Source organism: Comamonas sp. JNW (genome assembly GCF_003105075.1).
Lineage (GTDB): Bacteria > Pseudomonadota > Gammaproteobacteria > Burkholderiales > Burkholderiaceae_C > Comamonas > Comamonas squillarum.
Genome location: NZ_QETI01000005.1, coordinates 35,536 through 53,706, shown reverse-complemented (window position 1 = coordinate 53,706; position 18,171 = coordinate 35,536). Strand labels below are relative to the sequence as shown.

Genomic DNA, 18,171 nt, shown 5'->3' with positions numbered 1-18,171 from the left:
AAAATCAATCTTTGTAACTACGCCCATCCGAGTGGCTGCATTGCAGCGGCCATGCGGGTGGCAGGCCGGTGTAGCACACAGTGGGCAGCGGCGCAGAACCCAGCGCCAGCACCCTCCCCGTGTTTACGAGCATGGCTGGCCATGCTTTCTGACGCGCGCTGCTGCTATATTGCGATGCAACAATCACGGAGTTTTGATGCTGTACCAACTGTATGAAACCCAGCGGGCCCTGATGGAGCCCTTTGCAGAATACGCCCACGCCACCTCGAAGATGCTGAGCAATCCGCTGTGGCCGATCAGCCAGACGAACACCGCCCAGCGCGCCTCGGCGGGCTTTGATCTGTTCTACCGGCTGGGCAAGGACTATGAAAAGCCCGCCTTTGGCATCACCACCATCGAGGCCAACGGCCATGAGATCGCGATCCACGAGCGCGTGGAGCTGACCAAGCCTTTTTGCGAGCTGCGCCGCTTCAAGCGCTTCTCGGACGACCAGACCAGCCTGGCGGCGATGAAGCAGCAGCCCGTGGTGCTGGTGGTGGCGCCGCTCTCGGGCCACTACGCCACCCTGCTGCGCGAGACGGTGCGCACGATGCTGGCCGACCACAAGGTCTACATCACCGACTGGACCAATGCGCGCCTGGTGCCGCAGACCGAGGGCATCTTCCACCTCGATGACTATGTCAACTATGTGCAGGAGTTCATCCGCCACATCCAGGGCATCTACGGCAACTGCCATGTGGTGAGTGTCTGCCAGCCCACGGTGCCGGTGCTCGCCGCCGTCTCGCTGATGGCCAGCCGCGGCGAGAAGACCCCGCTGTCGATGACCATGATGGGTGGCCCCATCGATGCGCGCAAATCGCCCACCACGGTGAACAACCTGGCCACCACGCACGATCTGCAGTGGTTCGAGTCGAACGTGATCCATCCGGTGCCCGGCAACTTTCCCGGTGCCGGCCGCCTGGTCTACCCCGGCTTTTTGCAGCACATGGGCTTTGTCAGCATGAACCCTGACCGCCATGCGATGAGCCATTACGACTACTTCAAGGACCTGCTCAAGGGCAACGAAGACAGCGCCGAACACCACCGCAAGTTCTACGACGAGTACAACGCCGTGCTCGACATGGATGCGGCCTACTACCTGGAAACCATCAAGACCGTGTTCCAGGACTTTGCGCTGGTCAAGGGCACCTGGGAGGTGCGCTCGCCCGAAGGCAATCTGGAGCTGGTCAAGCCCCAGGACATCCGCCACAGCGCGCTGCTGACGGTCGAGGGCGAGCTTGATGACATCTCTGGCTCGGGCCAGACCCAGGCCGCGCATGACCTGTGCACCGGCCTCAAGGCGGTCGACACCCGGCACTTTGAAGTCAAGGGCGCGGGGCACTACGGCATCTTCAGCGGCAAGCGCTGGCGCACCATGGTCTACCCGATGCTCAAGGACTTCATCCTCGCCAACAACCGCATCGAGGATCGCCCTGCAGGCAGCGTAAAATCGGCCACTTCCAAGCAGAATACTTTGCACACGGTGTGATCGATATCCCCAAAACCAGCGACCAGCCAGCCTCAGCGCTGGCTGTTTTCATTGGCGCCATTGATGCGGCCCTGCCGCAGACCCAATGCACGCGCTGCGGCTACCCCGACTGCCGCCACTATGCCCAGGCCATTGCCCAGGGCGAGGCCGCGATCAACCAATGCCCGCCCGGCGGCCAGGAAGGCGTGGCGCGGCTGGCGGCCATCACCGGCCAGCCTGCGCTGCCGCTGAACCCGGACAACGGCCTCGAAGCCGTGCGCGTTGTCGCCCGCATCGATGAGAACTGGTGCATCGGCTGCACCTTGTGCATCAAGGCCTGCCCGACCGATGCCATCCTGGGCGCGAACAAGCGCATGCACACCGTCATTGCCGAGGCCTGCACCGGCTGCGAGCTGTGCCTGCCGGTCTGCCCGGTCGATTGCATTGAACTGGACAACGCCAGCGGCGAGGCCACCGGCTGGGCCGCCTGGAGCCCGGCGCAAGCCGATGAGGCCCGGGTGCGCTACCACAGGCACCAGCAGCGCCTGCACGGCACCAACCGCACGCAGGTGCCCAGTCCAACTGCCAGCCCAGCGGGCACGCCGCACGCTGCCCCCGCAGCCCTCAGCGCTCAGGCGGCCCAGGCTGCTGCCGTCAGCGCAGCAGCATCGCAAAATACCGCGGCCAGCAAGGCCAACCTGGCCGCGCCGGCCGCTGCCGACAAAAAGGCAATCCTGGCCGCCATTTTGGCCAAAGCCAAGCAGCAACAAGGCGGCAACCACTCGTCTTAATGGCTGCGCGGCGCTGGGTAGCCGACAAAGGCCGCCAAGCCCCTACCGGGCATGACAGAACGGCGCAAAAAAACAAGCGCCGCTGCACCATAATGGCTGGCTTATGAACCCCTTGCTCCAGAAACTGCAGCCCTACCCGTTTGAGCGCCTGCGCCAGTTGTTTGCCGGTGTCACGCCGCCCGCAGACCAGTCGCCCATCAGCCTGGGTATCGGTGAGCCCCGCCACCCCACGCCCGCCTTCATCGAGCAGGCGCTCTCGGACAACCTGGCCGGCCTGTCGGTCTACCCGGCCACCGCTGGCACGCCTGCACTGCGCGAAGCCTTTGCTGCCTGGCTGTCCACGCGCTACGGCCTGCAGGTGGATGGACACAAGCACACCTTGCCCGTCAATGGCAGCCGCGAGGCACTGTTTGCGTTCACGCAGACGGTGGTCGACAGCAGCAAGCCAGGCCCGGTCGTGCTCTGCCCCAACCCCTTCTACCAGATCTACGAAGGCGCGGCCCTGCTCGCGGGCGCCACGCCCTACTACGTGCCCAGCATCGCCAGCAAGAACTTTGCCGTCGACTGGGCCAGCGTGCCCGAGGACATCTGGCAGCGCACCCAGCTGATCTTTGTCTGCTCGCCGGGCAACCCCACCGGCGCCGTGATGCCGCTTGACGAGTGGAAAAAGCTGTTTGAGCTGTCCGACCGCTATGGCTTTGTCATTGCGTCTGACGAGTGTTACAGCGAAATCTACTTCCGCGACGAGCCACCACTGGGCGGCATGCAGGCAGCAGCGCAACTGGGCCGCAGCGATTTCCGCCGCCTGGTCTCGTTCACCAGCCTGTCCAAGCGCAGCAATGTGCCGGGCCTGCGCAGCGGTTTTGTCGCGGGCGACGCCGAGCTGATCAAGGCCTTCACGCTCTACCGCACCTACCAGGGCGGCGCGATGAGCCCGCCGGTGCAGGCGGCCAGCATTGCGGCCTGGGGTGATGAGCGCCATGTCGAAGACAACCGCGAGCAATACCGCCGCAAGTTTGCCGAAGTCACGCCCGTGCTGTCGGCCGTGATGGACGTGCAGTTGCCCGATGCCAGCTTCTACCTCTGGGCCGGCGTGCCCCCAGAGATGGGCTTGTCCGACACCGAGTTCGCACGCGAACTCTATGCCCAATACAATGTCACGGTTCTGCCAGGCAGCTATCTGGCCCGTGACTTCAACGGCAGCAACCCAGGCGCCGGCCGCATCCGCATGGCCCTGGTGGCCCAGACGGCCGAATGCCTGGAAGCCGCTCAGCGCATTGCCCAATTCATTCAATCCTGGAAAAAAGCCTAAACCATGACGCAACAACTGCAAACCATCATCGAATCCGCCTGGGAAGCCCGCACGACGCTCTCGCCTGCCTCGGCTCCCAAAGAAATCGTCGATGCGGTCGACCATGTGATCAACGCCCTGGACCAGGGCGAGCTGCGCGTGGCCACCCGTGAAGGCGTGGGCCAGTGGACCGTGCACCAGTGGATCAAGAAGGCCGTGTTGCTGTCGTTCCGCTTGAAGGACAACGCGCTGGTGCAAGCCGGCGACCTGAACTTCTACGACAAAGTGCCCACCAAGTACGCGGGCATGTCCGAAGCCGATATCGCCGCCACCGGCGTGCGCGTGGTGCCGCCCGCTGTGGCCCGCCGCGGCAGCTATGTGGCCAAGGGCGCCATCCTGATGCCTTCCTACGTGAACATTGGCGCCTATGTGGGCGAAGGCACCATGGTTGACACCTGGGCCACCGTGGGCTCCTGCGCACAAGTGGGCAAGAACGTCCACCTCTCGGGCGGCGTGGGCCTGGGCGGCGTGCTCGAACCGCTGCAAGCCAACCCCACCATCATTGAAGACAACTGCTTCATCGGCGCCCGCTCCGAAATCGTCGAAGGCGTGATCGTCGAAGAAAACTCGGTCATCTCGATGGGCGTGTACATCAGCCAGTCCACGAAGATCTATAACCGCATGACCGGCGAAGTCACTTATGGCCGCGTGCCTTCGGGTTCGGTGGTGGTCAGCGGCTCCATGCCTGCCAAGGACGGCAGCCACAGCCTGTACTGCGCGGTGATCGTCAAGCAAGTGACGCCCGAGACCCGCGCCAAGACCAGCATCAACGACCTGCTGCGCGACTGATCTGCCGCCCAGGGATTCTCTGTATAACCCTCGCCAGGCAACCCATCAGCCCTGCAAGCTTTGCGCTGCAGGGCTTTTTTGTGGCCGTTTGGCTTGCGGTTGGGTTGCAGCGCGGGCGCAACATCGTTTATTGACTGCGTAGCTAAGCCTACAATCTCTGCACAAATTACTGGAGGGAACGGACATGGGAACCATGGAGCGAATCTTGCGCCTGATGGCAGACAACAAGGCCTCGGATGTCTATCTGTCAGCCAATGCGCCTGCGCTGGTCAAGATCCAGGGCGAATGCATCCCCCTCAACAACCAGACCTTGACACCGGATGCGCCGCGTACCCTGCTCGCCGAGATCGTGCCGCCCGAGCGCATCGAAGAGCTGGACGAAACCGGGGAGCTCAACATTGGCGTGCCGCTCGAAGGCGTGGGCCGTTTCCGCGTCAGCGCCATGCACCAGCGCGGCAGCTGCGCCGTGGTCATCCGCTATGTGCCCCAGGACATCCCCAGCCTGGAGCAGCTGGAGCTGCCCGAGATCTTCCAGGACCTCATCATGGCCCGGCGCGGCCTGGTGCTGTTTGTCGGCGCCACCGGCTCGGGCAAGAGCACGTCGCTCGCCGCAATGATCGACCACCGCAACGGCCAGCAAAGCGGCCATATCCTGACGGTGGAAGACCCGATCGAGTACCAGTTTTCCAACCGGCGCTCGATCATCAACCAGCGCGAGGTGGGCAGCGACACCGCCTCACTGCAGACCGCGCTGAAGAACGCGCTGCGCCAGGCGCCCGATGTGATCATGATTGGCGAAATCCGCGACCGCGAGACCATGTCGGCGGCCATTGCCTACGCGCAATCCGGCCACCTGTGCCTGGCCACCTTGCACGGCAACAACAGCTACCACGCGCTCAACCGGATCCTGAGCTTCTACCCGGTCGAGGTGCGCCCCACGATGCTGGGCGACCTGTCATCGGCGCTGCGCGCCGTGGTCTCGCAGCGCCTGGTCAAGACGGTCTCGGGCAAACGCACCGCTGCCATCGAGGTGATGCTCAACACCAAGCTGGTGGGCGAGATGATCGAGCAAGGCAACTTCTCGGCCGTGCGCGAAGCGATGGAAAAGTCGATGGCCGAAGGCTCGGTGACCTTTGAAGGCGCACTGGCCGCACTCATCCACAGCGGCAAGATCAGCCGCGAAGAAGGCCTGGCCAACTCCGACTCGCCAACCAACCTGATGTGGCGGCTGCAGAACGACTTCCAGATGGCAGCGAATGCCGCCAAGGCCCAGGTCGCTGCCAAGCCCGAGCTCGACGACGCGGCCTCGTTCACCGAAATCGTGCTCGACGTGAACCAAGAGTAAGATAGCGGCCGTTGCCCCTAGGGATGCTCTGCAAAACCCTCGCCAAGCGGGATGGACGTGGATCGGGATGAGCCGCAAGGCGTCTTTTGCAGTCAATAGCCGTAGCTATTGACAAGGAAGACAACGCAGCGGATCGCCCGAGCCCGCGTTCAGACCACGGCAGGGAGTTTTGCAGAGGTCCCTAGGGCAGCGCGCCACGACGCCGTGGCCATATGCCCTGAATGCGGCCTGCGGGCCGCATTGTTGTTGACCTCCCCGCCCACTTTCTTTGACGCCATGTCCCGCACCCTGCAACTGACCGAGCAACTGATCGCCCGTCCCTCCGTGACGCCCAACGACGAAGGCTGTCTGGAAATGATTTCCGACCTGCTCCAGCCGCTGGGTTTTGCCTGCGAGCGCATGGACAGCGGCCCCGACAGCTTTCGGGTGAGCAACCTCTGGGCGCTGCGCCGCAGCGGCGTGGCGGGCGCCAAGACCGTGGTCTTTGTCGGCCACACCGATGTGGTGCCCACCGGCCCGCTGGAGCAGTGGAACTCGCACCCCTTCACCCCCTCGCACCGCGATGGCAAGCTGTATGGCCGTGGCGCCAGTGACATGAAGACCTCGATCGCCGCCTTTGTCGTGGCCGCCGAGGAGTTTGTCGCCCAGAACGCTGCAGCGCCGCTGGATATCGCGCTCTTGCTGACCAGTGACGAAGAAGGCCCGAGCGTGGACGGCACCGCGGTCGTCGTCGAGCAGCTGCGCCAGCGCGGCCAGGTGCTGGACTACTGCCTGGTGGGCGAACCCACCGCCGTGCAAAAGCTCGGCGACATGGTCAAGAACGGCCGGCGCGGCAGCCTGACGGGCAAGCTCACCATCCATGGTGTGCAAGGCCATATCGCCTACCCGCAGCTGGCCCGCAACCCCATCCACCAGGGGCTGGGCGCGCTGGGTGAACTGGCCAGCACAGTGTGGGACGAGGGCAATGCCTTCTTCCCGCCCACCAGCTTCCAGATGAGCAATATCCATGCGGGCACGGGCGCGGGCAATGTGATCCCGGGCCAGATGGTGGTGGACTTCAACTTCCGCTTCAGCACCGAATCGACGGCCGAGAACCTCAAGGCCCGCGTCAAATCCACCCTGGAGCGCCATGCGCTCGAGTACGACCTGAAGTGGACCCTGGGCGGCAAGCCCTTCCTGACCACACCCGGCGTGCTGGTGACGGCCGTGCAGCAGGCGATCCGCGATGAAGTGGGGCTGGAGACCACCTTGTCGACCACTGGCGGCACCAGCGACGGCCGTTTTGTCGCCGATATCTGCCCGGAAGTCATCGAGATCGGGCCATCGAACGCCACCATCCACAAGATCGACGAGTGCGTGGCCGTGGCCGATATCGAGCCGCTGAAAAACATCTACCGCCGCATTCTGGAAAACCTGGCGCGCTAAGAACCTGTTCAAAGCCAGTACCCAGATAGCCCTGGCGCCAGCCTTGCCTGGTGCCACGCAGCTGTCATCAAGCCTACAATGGCGGTCTTTGATTTTTGCCTGAGTTGAGCCATGACCACCATCCGCACCCTGATTGATGACAGCGCAGCAGCGCTCAGCGCTGCCGGTGTGCATTTTGGCCATGGAACGACCAATGCGCAGGACGAAGCGAGCTGGCTGGTGCTGTGGTCACTGGGCCTGCCGGTGGACAGCGACACCAGCCCGGATGGCGCAGACTCAGTCGCAAGCCAATCGGTGAGTGACGTGCAGCGCAGCAAACTCGAGCAACTGATCGCCGAGCGCATCCGCAGCCGCAAGCCAGCCGCTTATCTGACCCAGCAGGCCTGGCTGCAAGGTGTCCCCTTCTACATCGACGAGCGCTCCATCGTGCCGCGCAGCCTGATTGCCGAGCTGCTGGCCGATGGCAGCATTGACGACTGGCTGAGCGACAAGACGCGCCAGGTGCTGGACCTGTGTACCGGCAACGGCAGCCTCGCATGCCTGGCCGCCATGGCCTACCCCGATGTGCAGGTCACCGGCGCCGATCTGTCTGCCGATGCGCTGGCCGTGGCCCGCATCAATGTGGACCAGCATGGCCTGCAAGAGCGCGTGCAGCTGGTTCAATCAGACGGCATGGCCAACGCCCGCGGCCCCTGGGACCTGATTCTCTGCAATCCGCCCTATGTCAACGCCCAGAGCATGGCCAGCCTGCCGCTGGAATACCAGGCCGAGCCGGTGCTGGCGCTGGCTGGTGGCCAGGACGGCATGGACTTTGTGCGCGGCCTGATTCTGGAGCTGCCCCAGCGCCTGAGCGAAGACGGTGTGCTGGTGCTGGAGATTGGCAACGAGCGCGCCTACTTTGAAGCCGCCTTCCCTGGCCTGCCGGTGTTCTGGATGGACACCAGCGCCGGCGACGACCAGGTGCTGCTGCTGACCCGCGAAGCGCTGATGCACTGGACGCAGGAACTGCCCACGCAGCTCTGAAGGCCCAGCTCGGCTTGCATCAGTAGGCCAGCATTTTGCAGGCCAGCCGGCTGATCGGCCGATGCAGACAGGACTCCAGCCTGGGCGGCAGCAGCATGGGCTTGAGCAGCATCTGCACTGCCAGTTGGGCCGGCAATCCGGTGCTGATCAGGTGGTAGATGCGCTGGGCGACATCGTCAAAGCTGCGCTGCCGGTCGGCAAACAGATCGCCCTTGTTGGCGAACACATGGCGCAGCGCCACATCGGAATCACTCTCGCGCAATTCTTTCAAGCGGCTGTACAGCGCCTTCGCAATGCGCAGCCGGCCAACGGGCTCCTGGGCCTGCAGGCTTTTGAAGTAGCTCAAGAAATGCTTGAAGTGGCCGACCTCGTCATTGCGGATATGGCCCAGCAGCTCGGTCAGCACCGGCTCCTGGCTGAGCGCGCGCAAGGTGTGGTAGTAGGCCGTGGTGCCCGTCTCCACCACGCAGCGCGCCACCATCTCCAGGCGCGGGTCTTCCAGTAAAGCCTCTTGCGTGCACAGCAGCGAATACTCGGCAAAAAAGCTGTCATAGGCCTTTTGCCAGTCAAAACTGGGCCAGACCGCCTCCACATAGCGCCGCAGCGATTCGCCGTGCTGCAGCTCCTCATGCTCCCAGCGCTCTTGCAGCCAATGCTGGATGTCCGGGTAGCGGGCATAGTGCGCGCCCAGGTTGGCGGCATAGGTGTCCGAGCCGGTCTCGACAAAGGAGGCGCTCATCAGCAGGTAGAACATGTCCTCGTCGTGGGCCACCGCGCCATGGTCGATCTGCGCATACGGAATGTCGGCCAGCTGCCAGTGGGACCGCGCCGCTGCAGCCGCGCCCAGGCTGTGTGCTGGCTGGCGGTCACCGGCAGTCCGTCCATGCATTTCAGAGGCTGTTGTCATAGCAATGTCCTTGTGATTGCCATCACTGAAATATGGCGTTTGCACACTGCAGTATGGCCCTGTGGCCGGGGCTTGGGTAGGCCCAGGCCGGTGTCAGCGCCCAACACCTGCCGCCTCCTACAAGGGCATGCGGCATTGGCCTACCTGGGCTTGCAGCAGGCGCCTGGGCGAACGCCAATGGCGCAAGCCGTGCGGCCAACCCCTGCCCGCTATGCCCCGCATAGCGCTGGGCCAAGCCCAGGGCGGCGATAATCGAGGCCATTCATGATTACGCTGAAAAATATCACCCTGCGCCGCGGCACCAAAGTGCTGCTTGACGGCGTCACCACCACCATCAACCCAGGCGAATCGGTGGGCCTGGTTGGCCGCAATGGCGCTGGCAAGTCCACGCTGTTTGCGCTGCTCAACGGCTCGCTGACGGAAGACGGTGGCGATTTCCACATCCCCGCCCAGTGGCGCATGGGCCAGGTGGCCCAGCACATGCCCGAAACCGAGGAATCGGCCACCCAGTTCGTGCTGGAGGGCGACACCCGCCTGGTTGAAGTACAGGCCCAGCTCGAGGCTGCCGAGGCGTCTGGCGACGGCATGGCCCTCGCCCAGGCCTATGCCGACCTGGCCGATGCCGGCGCCCACGATGCCGTGCCGCGCGCGCAGGCGCTGATCCTGGGCCTGGGCTTCAAGGTGCAGGAGCTGGAACACCCGGTCAACAGCTTCTCGGGCGGCTGGCGCATGCGCCTGCAGCTGGCCCGCGCGCTGATGTGCCCCAGCGATCTGCTGCTGCTTGACGAACCCACCAACCACTTGGATCTGGACGCGCTGGTCTGGCTCGAAGCCTGGCTCAAACGCTACCCCGGCACCCTGATCACCATCAGCCATGACCGGGAATTTCTCGACGCGATCACCAATGTGACCCTGCAGATCCAGGGCGGGCAGCTGACACGCTACGGCGGCAATTACAGCCGCTTCGAAGAGCTGCGTGCCCAGCAGCTGGAACTGCAGCAGGCCAGCTTTGCCAAGCAGCAAGAGAAGATGGCGCATCTGCAAAAGTTCATTGACCGCTTCAAGGCCAAGGCCAGCAAGGCCAAGCAGGCGCAAAGCCGGGTCAAGCAGCTCGACCGCATGGAGAAGATTGCGCCCGTGCTGGCCGAGGCCGAGTTCACCTTCGAGTTCAAGGAGCCGGCCAACCTGCCCAATCCAATGCTGGCGATCACCGATGCCGCCTTTGGCTATGAGGACGAAGACGGCAAGCAGACCACGATCTTGCAAGGCGTCCACCGCTCGGTGCTGGCAGGCCAGCGCATCGGCATTCTGGGCGCCAATGGCCAGGGTAAATCGACCCTGGTCAAGACCATTGCCCGCGAGATGAAGGCCCTGGCCGGCACCGTGACCGAGGGCAAGGGCCTCAATATCGGCTACTTTGCCCAGCAGGAGCTGGATGTTTTGCGCCCCAGCGAAAACCCGCTCGAGCACATGATCCGCCTGGCCAAGGAAATAGGCAGCGAAGGCAACAGCGCGCGTGAGCAGGACCTGCGCAACTTCCTGGGCACCTTCAACTTCAGCGGCGACATGGTCAAGCAGGCCGTGGGCAGCATGAGCGGTGGCGAGAAAGCCCGCCTGGTGCTGGCGATGATCGTCTGGCAGCGCCCCAACCTGCTGCTGCTCGATGAGCCAACCAACCACCTGGACCTGGCAACCCGCGAAGCGCTGGCGATGGCGCTCAACGACTTTGACGGCACCGTCATGCTGGTCAGCCATGACCGCCATTTGCTGCGCGCCGTCTGTGAGGACTTCTGGATGGTCGGTCGCGGCCAGGTCGGCCCCTTCGATGGCGACCTGGACGACTACCAGCGCTACCTGCTGGACGAATCCAAGCGCCTGCGCGAGGAAGCGCGCCAGGCCGATATGCAATCGCGCAACAAGGATGCATCGCCCGCGCCAGCATCTGTTGCCGCGCCAGTCGCGGCACCGGTGGCTGCGCCCGTGCCTGCACCAGCCCCTGCCAAGGCCGAGCCCCTGGGCGACCCCAAGGAAGCCCGCCGCCTGGCCGCCGCCGCCCGCCAGCAACTGGCCGACAAGACCAAGCCCTTCAAAAAAGAGCTCGAACAGATCGACAAGAAGCTGCCCCAGCTCAACGCGCAGCGCGATACGCTGGAGACCAAGCTCGCGACCCCGGGTCTGTCGGGTGCCGATATCGTCGAGGCCGGCAAGCAGCTGAGCGCCGTCAATGGCGAGATTGAGCAGCTCGAAGAGCGCTGGCTGGAGCTGTCCGAGCAGATCGAGGCCATCAGCCAGGAGTTGAACGCGACCGCTTAAACGGCCGACGTACAGACACACCATGCAACGCATCATCCGCAGCCAGGACTTCACCGCCGAGCGCCCCTGGGGCGCCCAGGACATTGCCCAGATGAACGGCACCAGCGTCCGTTTGCACTGGACGGACCAGCCCTATATCTGGCATGTCAACGACGGCGAGGAAGTCTTTGCGGTGATGCAGGGCCTGGTGGTGATGCACTGGCGCGAGGCGGGCGAAGAAAAGCAAACCCTGCTGCAGGCCGGCGATATCTTCCACGCCGGCGTAGGCTGCGAGCATGTGGCCCACCCGCAGGGTGAAGCGCGGATTTTGGTGATTGAAAAGGCTGGAAGCGTGTAGCCTGCACCCTACATCAGGCCGGGCAGAGACCGCAGCGCCCACCTACACTGGCTGGCTCACCACGAGCCTCAGAACGCCATGCATGAAGACCCACCCCGCGACAGCGGCGAGCGCAATGTTCGCCTCTTTTTTGGAATCTTGCTAGGGCTGTTTGTCGCGGGCGTAATCGGCTTTAAAACCTACCCAAGCTGGACGACTTGGGCCATCCTCTGCGTTGTCTGCCCGGTGGTTTGTGGCTGGTTAGCGGTGCAGTATGGCGACGGGTTTTGGTTCAAGATGCTGCGCCTCATGCGCTGGTGGTAGTGCATCCCTCCCCGCCTATGCGCCTGCAGGCATCCCACGGCACCTTTACTCCTTTTCCTGCAGCAAGCGCCACATCACCTTGCCGCTGCCACTCTTGGGCAGCTGATCTACCAACTGCACCAGGCGCGGCGCCTTGTACACCGCCATGTGTCCACGGCACCAGTCGATGATGTCCTGCGCGCTGACAAGGCCCTGCTGGCCTTGGCGCAACACCACCACAGCCTTGACGGTCTCGCCCCGGTATTCATCGCGGGCCGCGATCACGCAGGCCTCCAGGATGGCAGGGTGGCGGTACATGAGGCTCTCGACCTCGGCCGGCCAGACCTTGTAGCCGCTGGCATTGATCATGCGTTTCAAGCGATCGGTCAAAAAGAAATACCCGTCGGCATCGCGGTAACCCAAGTCCCCGGTGCGGAAAAAGCGCTGCCCGCCCACCTCAACGAAGCTGGCGGCGGTGGCAGCGGGCTGCTTCCAGTAGCCCTGCAGCACCTGCGGGCCTCGCACCACAATCTCGCCCACCTCACCATCGGCCATGGGCTGCAAGGTTTCGGGGTCGATCACCAGCGACTGCATGCCGATGTGCGGCAGCCCCAGGCACTGCTGCTTGGGATGCTCGTAGGGATTGGCGTGCGAGGCGCCGCAGGTCTCGGTCATGCCATAGCCCTCGATATAGTCCAGGCCCCAGACCTCCTTGACCCTTTGCGCCACCGACTGCGGCATCGCCGCGCCCCCGCCGCCCATGTAGACCAGGCTGCGGGTGTCCATCTGCGCCAGGTGCGGGCTGGCCAGCAGATCGACCACCATCGTCGGGATATTGGCCCAGTGCGTCACCCGGTAGCGCGCCATCAGCGCGGCCGCCAGCTGCCGGTCCCAGCGCGGCATGATCACCAAGGTGGCCCCGGCGCAAATCAGCACATGCATGATCGACACCATGCCGGTGATATGGAACATCGGCGCCACGACGAGGTTCACGCTCTCGGTGCTTTGCCGGCCCCAAAGCACACCCGCCATGGCCGCATGCTGCACATGGCTGTGCGCATGGATACAGCCCTTGGGCAGGCCGGTGGTGCCGCTGGTGTAGGGCAGGATCGCCATATCGCTGGCCGCTACCTCCACGGCGGGGGGCTCGGCACGGCACTGGACGGCATCGAGCCACCGGCTGACCGTGGTGGCACCCAGCAGATCGGCACCCGGCAAAGGCTGGTTGCCCAGCAGCCAAGGCTGCCAGGCAGGTGGAAAATCCGGCTGCGCCGCCGCATCGGCGGGCATGGTGTCCGACAAATGGCTGATGACCAGGTGCGCCAGCTGCTGCTCGGGCGGCAGGCTGCTGCTGGCCTGGCACAGCGCAGGGGCCAGATCGGCGGTGGTGATCGCTACGCGCGCATCGGCATCGCTGATGTAGTGGGCCAGCTCGGCAGCGGTATTCATCGGGTTGACGGGCACCACCACCGCATTGGCGCGCAGGATCGCGTAATGGGCCAGCACCAGCTGCGGGCAGTTTTGCATCAGCAAGATGACCCGGTCGCCCTTGCGCACGCCTTGCTGGTACAGATGGGCGGCCAGCCGCTCGGTCTGTTCGCACATCTGGCCATAGCTGATGGCCTGGTCAAAAAACACCAGTGCGGCATGGTCCGGATAGCGCCGGGCATTGACGGCCAGGTTGTCCCAGACCGAGGTGGCCGGCATGGTCAGCTGCCGGGGCACACGCCCGGGCCAATAGGCGGATATCGGGGCAGATACCGGGACAGAGGTTGAAGTGGAGGCAGGCAGGTCTGCAGCAGCGGTCATGGCGGGTCCCGAACATTCAAAGCGAGTTGCGGTCCAGTATGCCCAGCGGCCCAGGCACAAGGCCGTCGCTTAGGGGACCGGCAAGCCCCGGTGTGACGCACCCTGTTGTTGCACCCAGTGCAGTACCGCATGCCAGCGCTGGGCAGCGGCTGCCAGCCGCTCCCGTTCCGCACCGGGCCCGGCCTGGCGCCAGGCGATATCGGCCATCACCGCGTCTTGCCACATCTGCGCCTGCTGCTCGACCTGGGCCTGCTGGAACTGGGCGAGCAGCTCCACCGGCGATGCACTGGGCGTATAGGCATAGGGGTTGATTCCATGGCACCAAAAGCGCCACTGCAGGCCCAATGCCTGCCGGGTTACCGCCCTGCCCTGCAGCCGCTGCCAGTGGTGAAAGGCCTCGTGTGCGAGCCACCCTGCGACCAATGGATCGCCAAGGCGCAGGCACTGGCGCGGGTCTGATGCTGCAAAACAGAGGGCTGGCATCGACACAAAGCCGCCGTTGAACGACAGCGCACGCCGCGTATCGCCCAACCGGCGCAGGTACAGGCGCATGCGCGACCAGCCCGGGTGCTGCGGCTGGCCAAAATAACGCGCCAGTAGCGCCCATTCGTCGCCCGTCAGTGGCCGAGACCAGAACAGCGCGCGCCGCAGACTGTGGATCCATGGGTTCGCGATTCGCCGCGGCATCAACGCGGGCCCCTGAAACGGCTGTCTCGGGCGACCCTAAAACTTCGCCCTACACCCAATAGGGGTGCCCAGTCCTGATGGTTAACACCGATCCTCGGCGCGCACGATAAATTGGATACTGAATACATAACAAGACATTGCCTTGGCAAATTCAGCATTTATTTCGGCATTGTTCTTGCATGAAGCTGTTTTTAGTCATCCGTCACTATTTTCTGTATACAAGGAGTGGGTATGAAGAACATGTTTCGCCGCCGTGCGGCTGTTATTGCTTCCATGCTGGCGGCGCTGCTGCCGCTGTCGGCAGCCCAGGCGCAGACAGCGCACAAGATACGGTACGAGGAGGTGGTGCGCTCGGTGCTCTATGTTCCCATGTATGTGGGCATCCAAAAGGGGATGTTCAAGGACGCGGGCATCGAGATGAGCATGAAAACCTCGCAGGGCACCGACAAGGGCATGGCCGCCCTGCTCTCGGGCAGCGCCGATATTGTGCTGATTGGCCCCGAAGCATCGATCTATGTCGCCAACAGCGAGTCGCCGGTCAAACCCATTGTGTTTGCCGGACTGACTGCCACTGACGGCTTTTTGCTGATGGGCCGCAAACCCGATGCGAATTTTGACTGGAGCAAGCTCAAGGGCAGCAAGATCATGTCCTTCCGCCCGGGCTCCAACCCCGATATCTTTCTGGAGGCGGCCCTGCGCAAAAAGGGGCTTGATCCGAAGAAAGACGTTACGCTGGTCAGCAATATCGGCCCGGCCGCGCGCACTGGCGCCTGGCTGGCGGGGCAAAACGACTACGCGACCTTTCTGGAGCCCGAGGCCAGCAGCTTGGAAAAACAAGGCAAGGCCTTCCCGCTGGGCGCAGTGGGCAAAGAGGTGGGCATGGTCGACTACACCGTGTTCACCACCACCGACGCCTACCTGAAGAAAAACCGCGCCGCCGTGCAGGCCTGGACCCAAGCGGTGGCGAAAGCCCAGCAGTACACCGCAGCTGCGCCCGCAGGCGAGCTGGCCGATCTGGTGGGCAGCTATTTCACGGGCCTGAGCAAGGCCGAGCTGGTCAGCGCCATTGAGCGCTACCAGCAGCTGCAGCTGTGGAAGAAGACGCCGATGGTCGAGAAGCAGGCCATGGACCAGCTGCAGGACATGCTGGTGCAAGGCCGCGTGCTGGAGGCCGGCAAAAAGGTCGACTACGCCCGCTTTGTCGACATGGGCCTGGTGCAGAGCCTGGCGCAAAAATAAGGAGTTGCGATGACCCACCCCTACCGCGTCCATGTCGACAACGTCTCCTTGCGCTATTTCACACCCCAGGGCGAAACCCAGGCGCTGCAGAACATCAACCTCTCGGTCAAGGCAGGCGAATTCATCAGCCTGATTGGCCAGTCGGGCTGCGGCAAGAGCACCTTGCTGTCGATCCTGGCGGGCATTTTGCCGCCGTCCAGCGGCACGGTGCTGGTCGATGGCCAGACCATCGTCGGCCCCAACCCGCGCATAGGCTACATGCTGCAGCAGGACTACCTCTTCGAGTGGCGCACCATTTTGGAGAACACCTTGCTGGGCGCCCAGATCCAGAACAAGGACCTGGCCGCTGCCGAAAAGCGCGCCACGCAGCTGCTGCACAAATGCGGCATGGGCGACTACCTGCACCACTACCCACGCCAGCTCTCGGGGGGCATGCGCCAGCGCGTGGCCCTGGCCCGCACCCTGGTCACCAACCCGGACGTGGTACTGCTCGACGAGCCGTTCTCGGCGCTCGACTCGCAAACCCGCTTGTCGATTGCCGATGAGGTGGTCGATGTGCTGCGCGACGAAGGCAAGTCGGTGATCCTGGTCACGCACGACATCGGCGAGGCCATTGCGATGACCGACCGCGTCATCGTGCTCTCTCGCCGGCCTGGCCGCATCAAATCGGTGCACCACATGGACTTTCCCTCGCAGGGGGGCAAACGGCCCACGCCTTTTGAGGCCCGAGGCTGCCCGGAATTCAACGATTACTTCAATGTGCTGTGGGACGAGATCGACGCCCACGTGGAAGGCTAAGCATGAGCACCGTCATGAACACCACCAACACGGCGGCCCCGGCCCAGGCCGATACCCGCAGCCCCGAATACCGCCAGTGGCTGGCCCAGATCCAGCGCCGCAAGCGCCTGGTGGCACTGAGCCGCGCAGGGCTCTTGCTGGCCTTTTTGCTGATTTGGGAACTGCTCGCGCGCAGCCACATCCTCAACCCCATGCTCACCAGCTACCCGTCTGCCGTGCTGCCTACCTTGGTCGATCTGGCCCGCAACGGCGACCTGCTGGGCCACACCTGGATCACCTTCAAGGCCACAGTGATCGGCTTTGTCGTCAGCATGCTGCTGGGCATCGGCATGGCTGCCATGCTGTGGTGGAGCAGCTTTTTGAAAAAGGTGCTCGATCCTTTCCTCGTGATCGCCAATGCCATGCCCAAGATTGCCTTTGTGCCGATCTTCTACATCTGGCTGGGCTCGGAATACTCGGTTTACGGCATGGCCGTCGCCATCTCGCTGTTCATCACGATCATGGTCGTCTATGAAGGCTTTCTGGCCATCGACCCCAACAAGATCAAGCTGGCCACCACCTTGGGCGCCAGCAAGGCCCAGGTGATGAAGTATGTGGTCTTCCCCGGCAGCGTGCCCGCGGTGATTGCTGCGATCAAGATGAACATTGGTCTGTCCTTGATCGGCGTGATCGTCGGCGAGTTCCAGTCCTCCAGCGCCGGCCTGGGCTTTTTGATCGTCAATGGCAGCCAGGTGTTCAAGCTCAATGTGGTGATGGCCTCGATCGTCGTGCTGGCGCTGCTGTCGGCCGTGATGTACATGGCCGTCACCCGCCTGGAAAAAAGCGTGCAGCACCGCTACGCCTGAGCTGTTTCCCATCTACACCAGAAAAGATATTCCCCATGCAGTTTGAGCCCTGGATTGAAGAGCGCGTGCTGGCCCGCCAGGGGGTGCTCCACCCCTATGACCAGCTGGACGCCGCGACCACCGCCTTTGTCGTCGTGGACTTGCAGAACTACTACACCCAGCCTGGCTACCAGGGCGAATGCGCGCCGGCGCGTGCGATCTTTGCCAAGGTCAACCAGCTGGCGGCCGCCCTGCGCGCCAAGGGCGGCACCGTCGTGTGGATCAAGACCAGCGCCGATGGCGCCGACCAGTTCTGGTCGCACCACCACCGCCATATGCTCACGCCCGAGCGCAGCGCGCGCCGGCTGCTGGAGCTGGGCAGCGGCCACGCCGGTTTTGCGATGCCGCCTGCGCTCGATGTACAGCCAGGCGACCTCACGGTCGTCAAGCGCTGCTACAGCGCGCTGGCCCCCGGCGCCTCCGAGCTCGACGCCGTCCTCAAGGCGCAGGGCGTGCGCACCGTCTTGATCGGCGGCACCGTCACCAATGTCTGCTGCGAATCCACCGCGCGCGACGCGATGATGCTGGACTACGCCACCATCATGGTCGACGACGCGCTGGCCGCCGTGACGCCCTATGAGCATGTCCACAGCCTCAACAACTGGATGCTGTTCTTTGGCGATGTACTGACGGTGGACGAGGTGGTGGAACGCCTGGTGTGACAAAGAAAAACCGGCCATGTTG

At 63.8% G+C, this 18,171-nt stretch carries 17 protein-coding genes; 14 read left to right on the top strand and 3 right to left on the bottom strand.

Translation table 11 applies throughout. The annotated features are described in order from the left end of the window. Positions 1-196 precede the first annotated feature (196 nt). From phaZ to prmB, 7 genes are all read left to right on the top strand, one after another. Complete coding sequence (phaZ, locus tag DCO45_RS09180; protein ID WP_116925567.1) at positions 197-1,528, top strand: polyhydroxyalkanoate depolymerase; 1,332 nt, start codon at positions 197-199, stop codon at positions 1,526-1,528. Further along, complete coding sequence (locus DCO45_RS09175; RefSeq protein WP_243419309.1) at positions 1,528-2,298, top strand: RnfABCDGE type electron transport complex subunit B; 771 nt, start codon at positions 1,528-1,530, stop codon at positions 2,296-2,298. Before phaZ ends, DCO45_RS09175 begins: the two co-directional genes overlap by 1 nt. A 103-nt stretch (positions 2,299-2,401) precedes the next feature. Continuing rightward, positions 2,402-3,610 carry a succinyldiaminopimelate transaminase gene (gene dapC, locus DCO45_RS09170; protein WP_116925565.1) on the top strand — a complete coding sequence of 403 codons (1,209 nt, stop codon included), beginning with the start codon at positions 2,402-2,404 and terminating at the stop codon, positions 3,608-3,610. Positions 3,611-3,613: 3 nt separating this feature from the next. Continuing rightward, complete coding sequence (gene dapD, locus DCO45_RS09165) at positions 3,614-4,438, top strand: 2,3,4,5-tetrahydropyridine-2,6-dicarboxylate N-succinyltransferase (RefSeq protein ID WP_116925564.1); 825 nt, start codon at positions 3,614-3,616, stop codon at positions 4,436-4,438. A gap of 184 nt (positions 4,439-4,622) precedes the next feature. After that, positions 4,623-5,783 carry a PilT/PilU family type 4a pilus ATPase gene (locus tag DCO45_RS09160; protein ID WP_021028493.1) on the top strand — a complete coding sequence of 387 codons (1,161 nt, stop codon included), beginning with the start codon at positions 4,623-4,625 and terminating at the stop codon, positions 5,781-5,783. A 276-nt stretch (positions 5,784-6,059) separates the two neighbouring features. Then, entirely contained in the window at positions 6,060-7,208 is a 1,149-nt protein-coding gene (gene dapE / locus DCO45_RS09155) for a succinyl-diaminopimelate desuccinylase (protein ID WP_116925563.1), read from the top strand. Between the two features lie 111 nt (positions 7,209-7,319). After that, a complete protein-coding gene (prmB, locus tag DCO45_RS09150; RefSeq protein WP_116925562.1) occupies positions 7,320-8,231 on the top strand; it encodes a 50S ribosomal protein L3 N(5)-glutamine methyltransferase in 912 nt (303 codons plus the stop codon). A 19-nt stretch (positions 8,232-8,250) separates the two neighbouring features. On the opposite strand, the gene DCO45_RS22935 is transcribed toward prmB, so the two are convergent. Then, positions 8,251-9,138, bottom strand: coding sequence for a ferritin-like domain-containing protein (locus DCO45_RS22935; protein WP_243419299.1), 888 nt, complete (start codon positions 9,136-9,138; stop codon positions 8,251-8,253). 264 nt (positions 9,139-9,402) lie between these two features. On the opposite strand from DCO45_RS22935, the gene DCO45_RS09140 reads away from it, so the two are divergent. From DCO45_RS09140 to DCO45_RS09130, 3 genes are all read left to right on the top strand, one after another. Then, the gene (locus tag DCO45_RS09140; RefSeq protein WP_116925561.1) at positions 9,403-11,451 is read left to right on the top strand and encodes an ATP-binding cassette domain-containing protein; all 2,049 of its coding nucleotides are present in this window, start codon (positions 9,403-9,405) and stop codon (positions 11,449-11,451) included. 22 nt (positions 11,452-11,473) lie between these two features. Beyond that, the gene (locus tag DCO45_RS09135; protein ID WP_116925560.1) at positions 11,474-11,788 is read left to right on the top strand and encodes a cupin; all 315 of its coding nucleotides are present in this window, start codon (positions 11,474-11,476) and stop codon (positions 11,786-11,788) included. 78 nt (positions 11,789-11,866) lie between these two features. Beyond that, positions 11,867-12,091, top strand: coding sequence for a hypothetical protein (locus DCO45_RS09130; protein WP_116925559.1), 225 nt, complete (start codon positions 11,867-11,869; stop codon positions 12,089-12,091). 45 nt (positions 12,092-12,136) lie between these two features. Here the strand turns inward: DCO45_RS09130 and DCO45_RS09125 are convergent, their stop codons facing one another. Together DCO45_RS09125 and DCO45_RS09120 are read right to left on the bottom strand one after the other, a co-directional pair. Further along, a complete protein-coding gene (locus DCO45_RS09125) occupies positions 12,137-13,819 on the bottom strand; it encodes a long-chain fatty acid--CoA ligase (protein WP_279324809.1) in 1,683 nt (560 codons plus the stop codon). A gap of 129 nt (positions 13,820-13,948) precedes the next feature. Then, positions 13,949-14,566 (bottom strand): hypothetical protein, encoded by a 618-nt coding sequence (locus DCO45_RS09120; protein WP_133248115.1) that lies wholly within the window; start codon positions 14,564-14,566, stop codon positions 13,949-13,951. Between the two features lie 231 nt (positions 14,567-14,797). Between DCO45_RS09120 and DCO45_RS09115 the strand changes: the two genes are divergently transcribed. From DCO45_RS09115 to DCO45_RS09100, 4 genes are read left to right on the top strand one after another with little or no spacing between them, the layout of a single operon-like run. After that, positions 14,798-15,805: an ABC transporter substrate-binding protein gene (locus tag DCO45_RS09115; RefSeq protein ID WP_116925556.1), complete on the top strand. Its 1,008-nt coding sequence runs from the start codon at positions 14,798-14,800 to the stop codon at positions 15,803-15,805. 9 nt (positions 15,806-15,814) lie between these two features. Beyond that, the gene (locus DCO45_RS09110; RefSeq protein ID WP_021024935.1) at positions 15,815-16,603 is read left to right on the top strand and encodes an ABC transporter ATP-binding protein; all 789 of its coding nucleotides are present in this window, start codon (positions 15,815-15,817) and stop codon (positions 16,601-16,603) included. 2 nt (positions 16,604-16,605) lie between these two features. Then, positions 16,606-17,448 carry an ABC transporter permease gene (locus DCO45_RS09105; RefSeq protein ID WP_243419297.1) on the top strand — a complete coding sequence of 281 codons (843 nt, stop codon included), beginning with the start codon at positions 16,606-16,608 and terminating at the stop codon, positions 17,446-17,448. 35 nt (positions 17,449-17,483) lie between these two features. Continuing rightward, complete coding sequence (locus tag DCO45_RS09100; protein WP_116925555.1) at positions 17,484-18,149, top strand: isochorismatase family cysteine hydrolase; 666 nt, start codon at positions 17,484-17,486, stop codon at positions 18,147-18,149. Positions 18,150-18,171 lie beyond the last annotated feature (22 nt).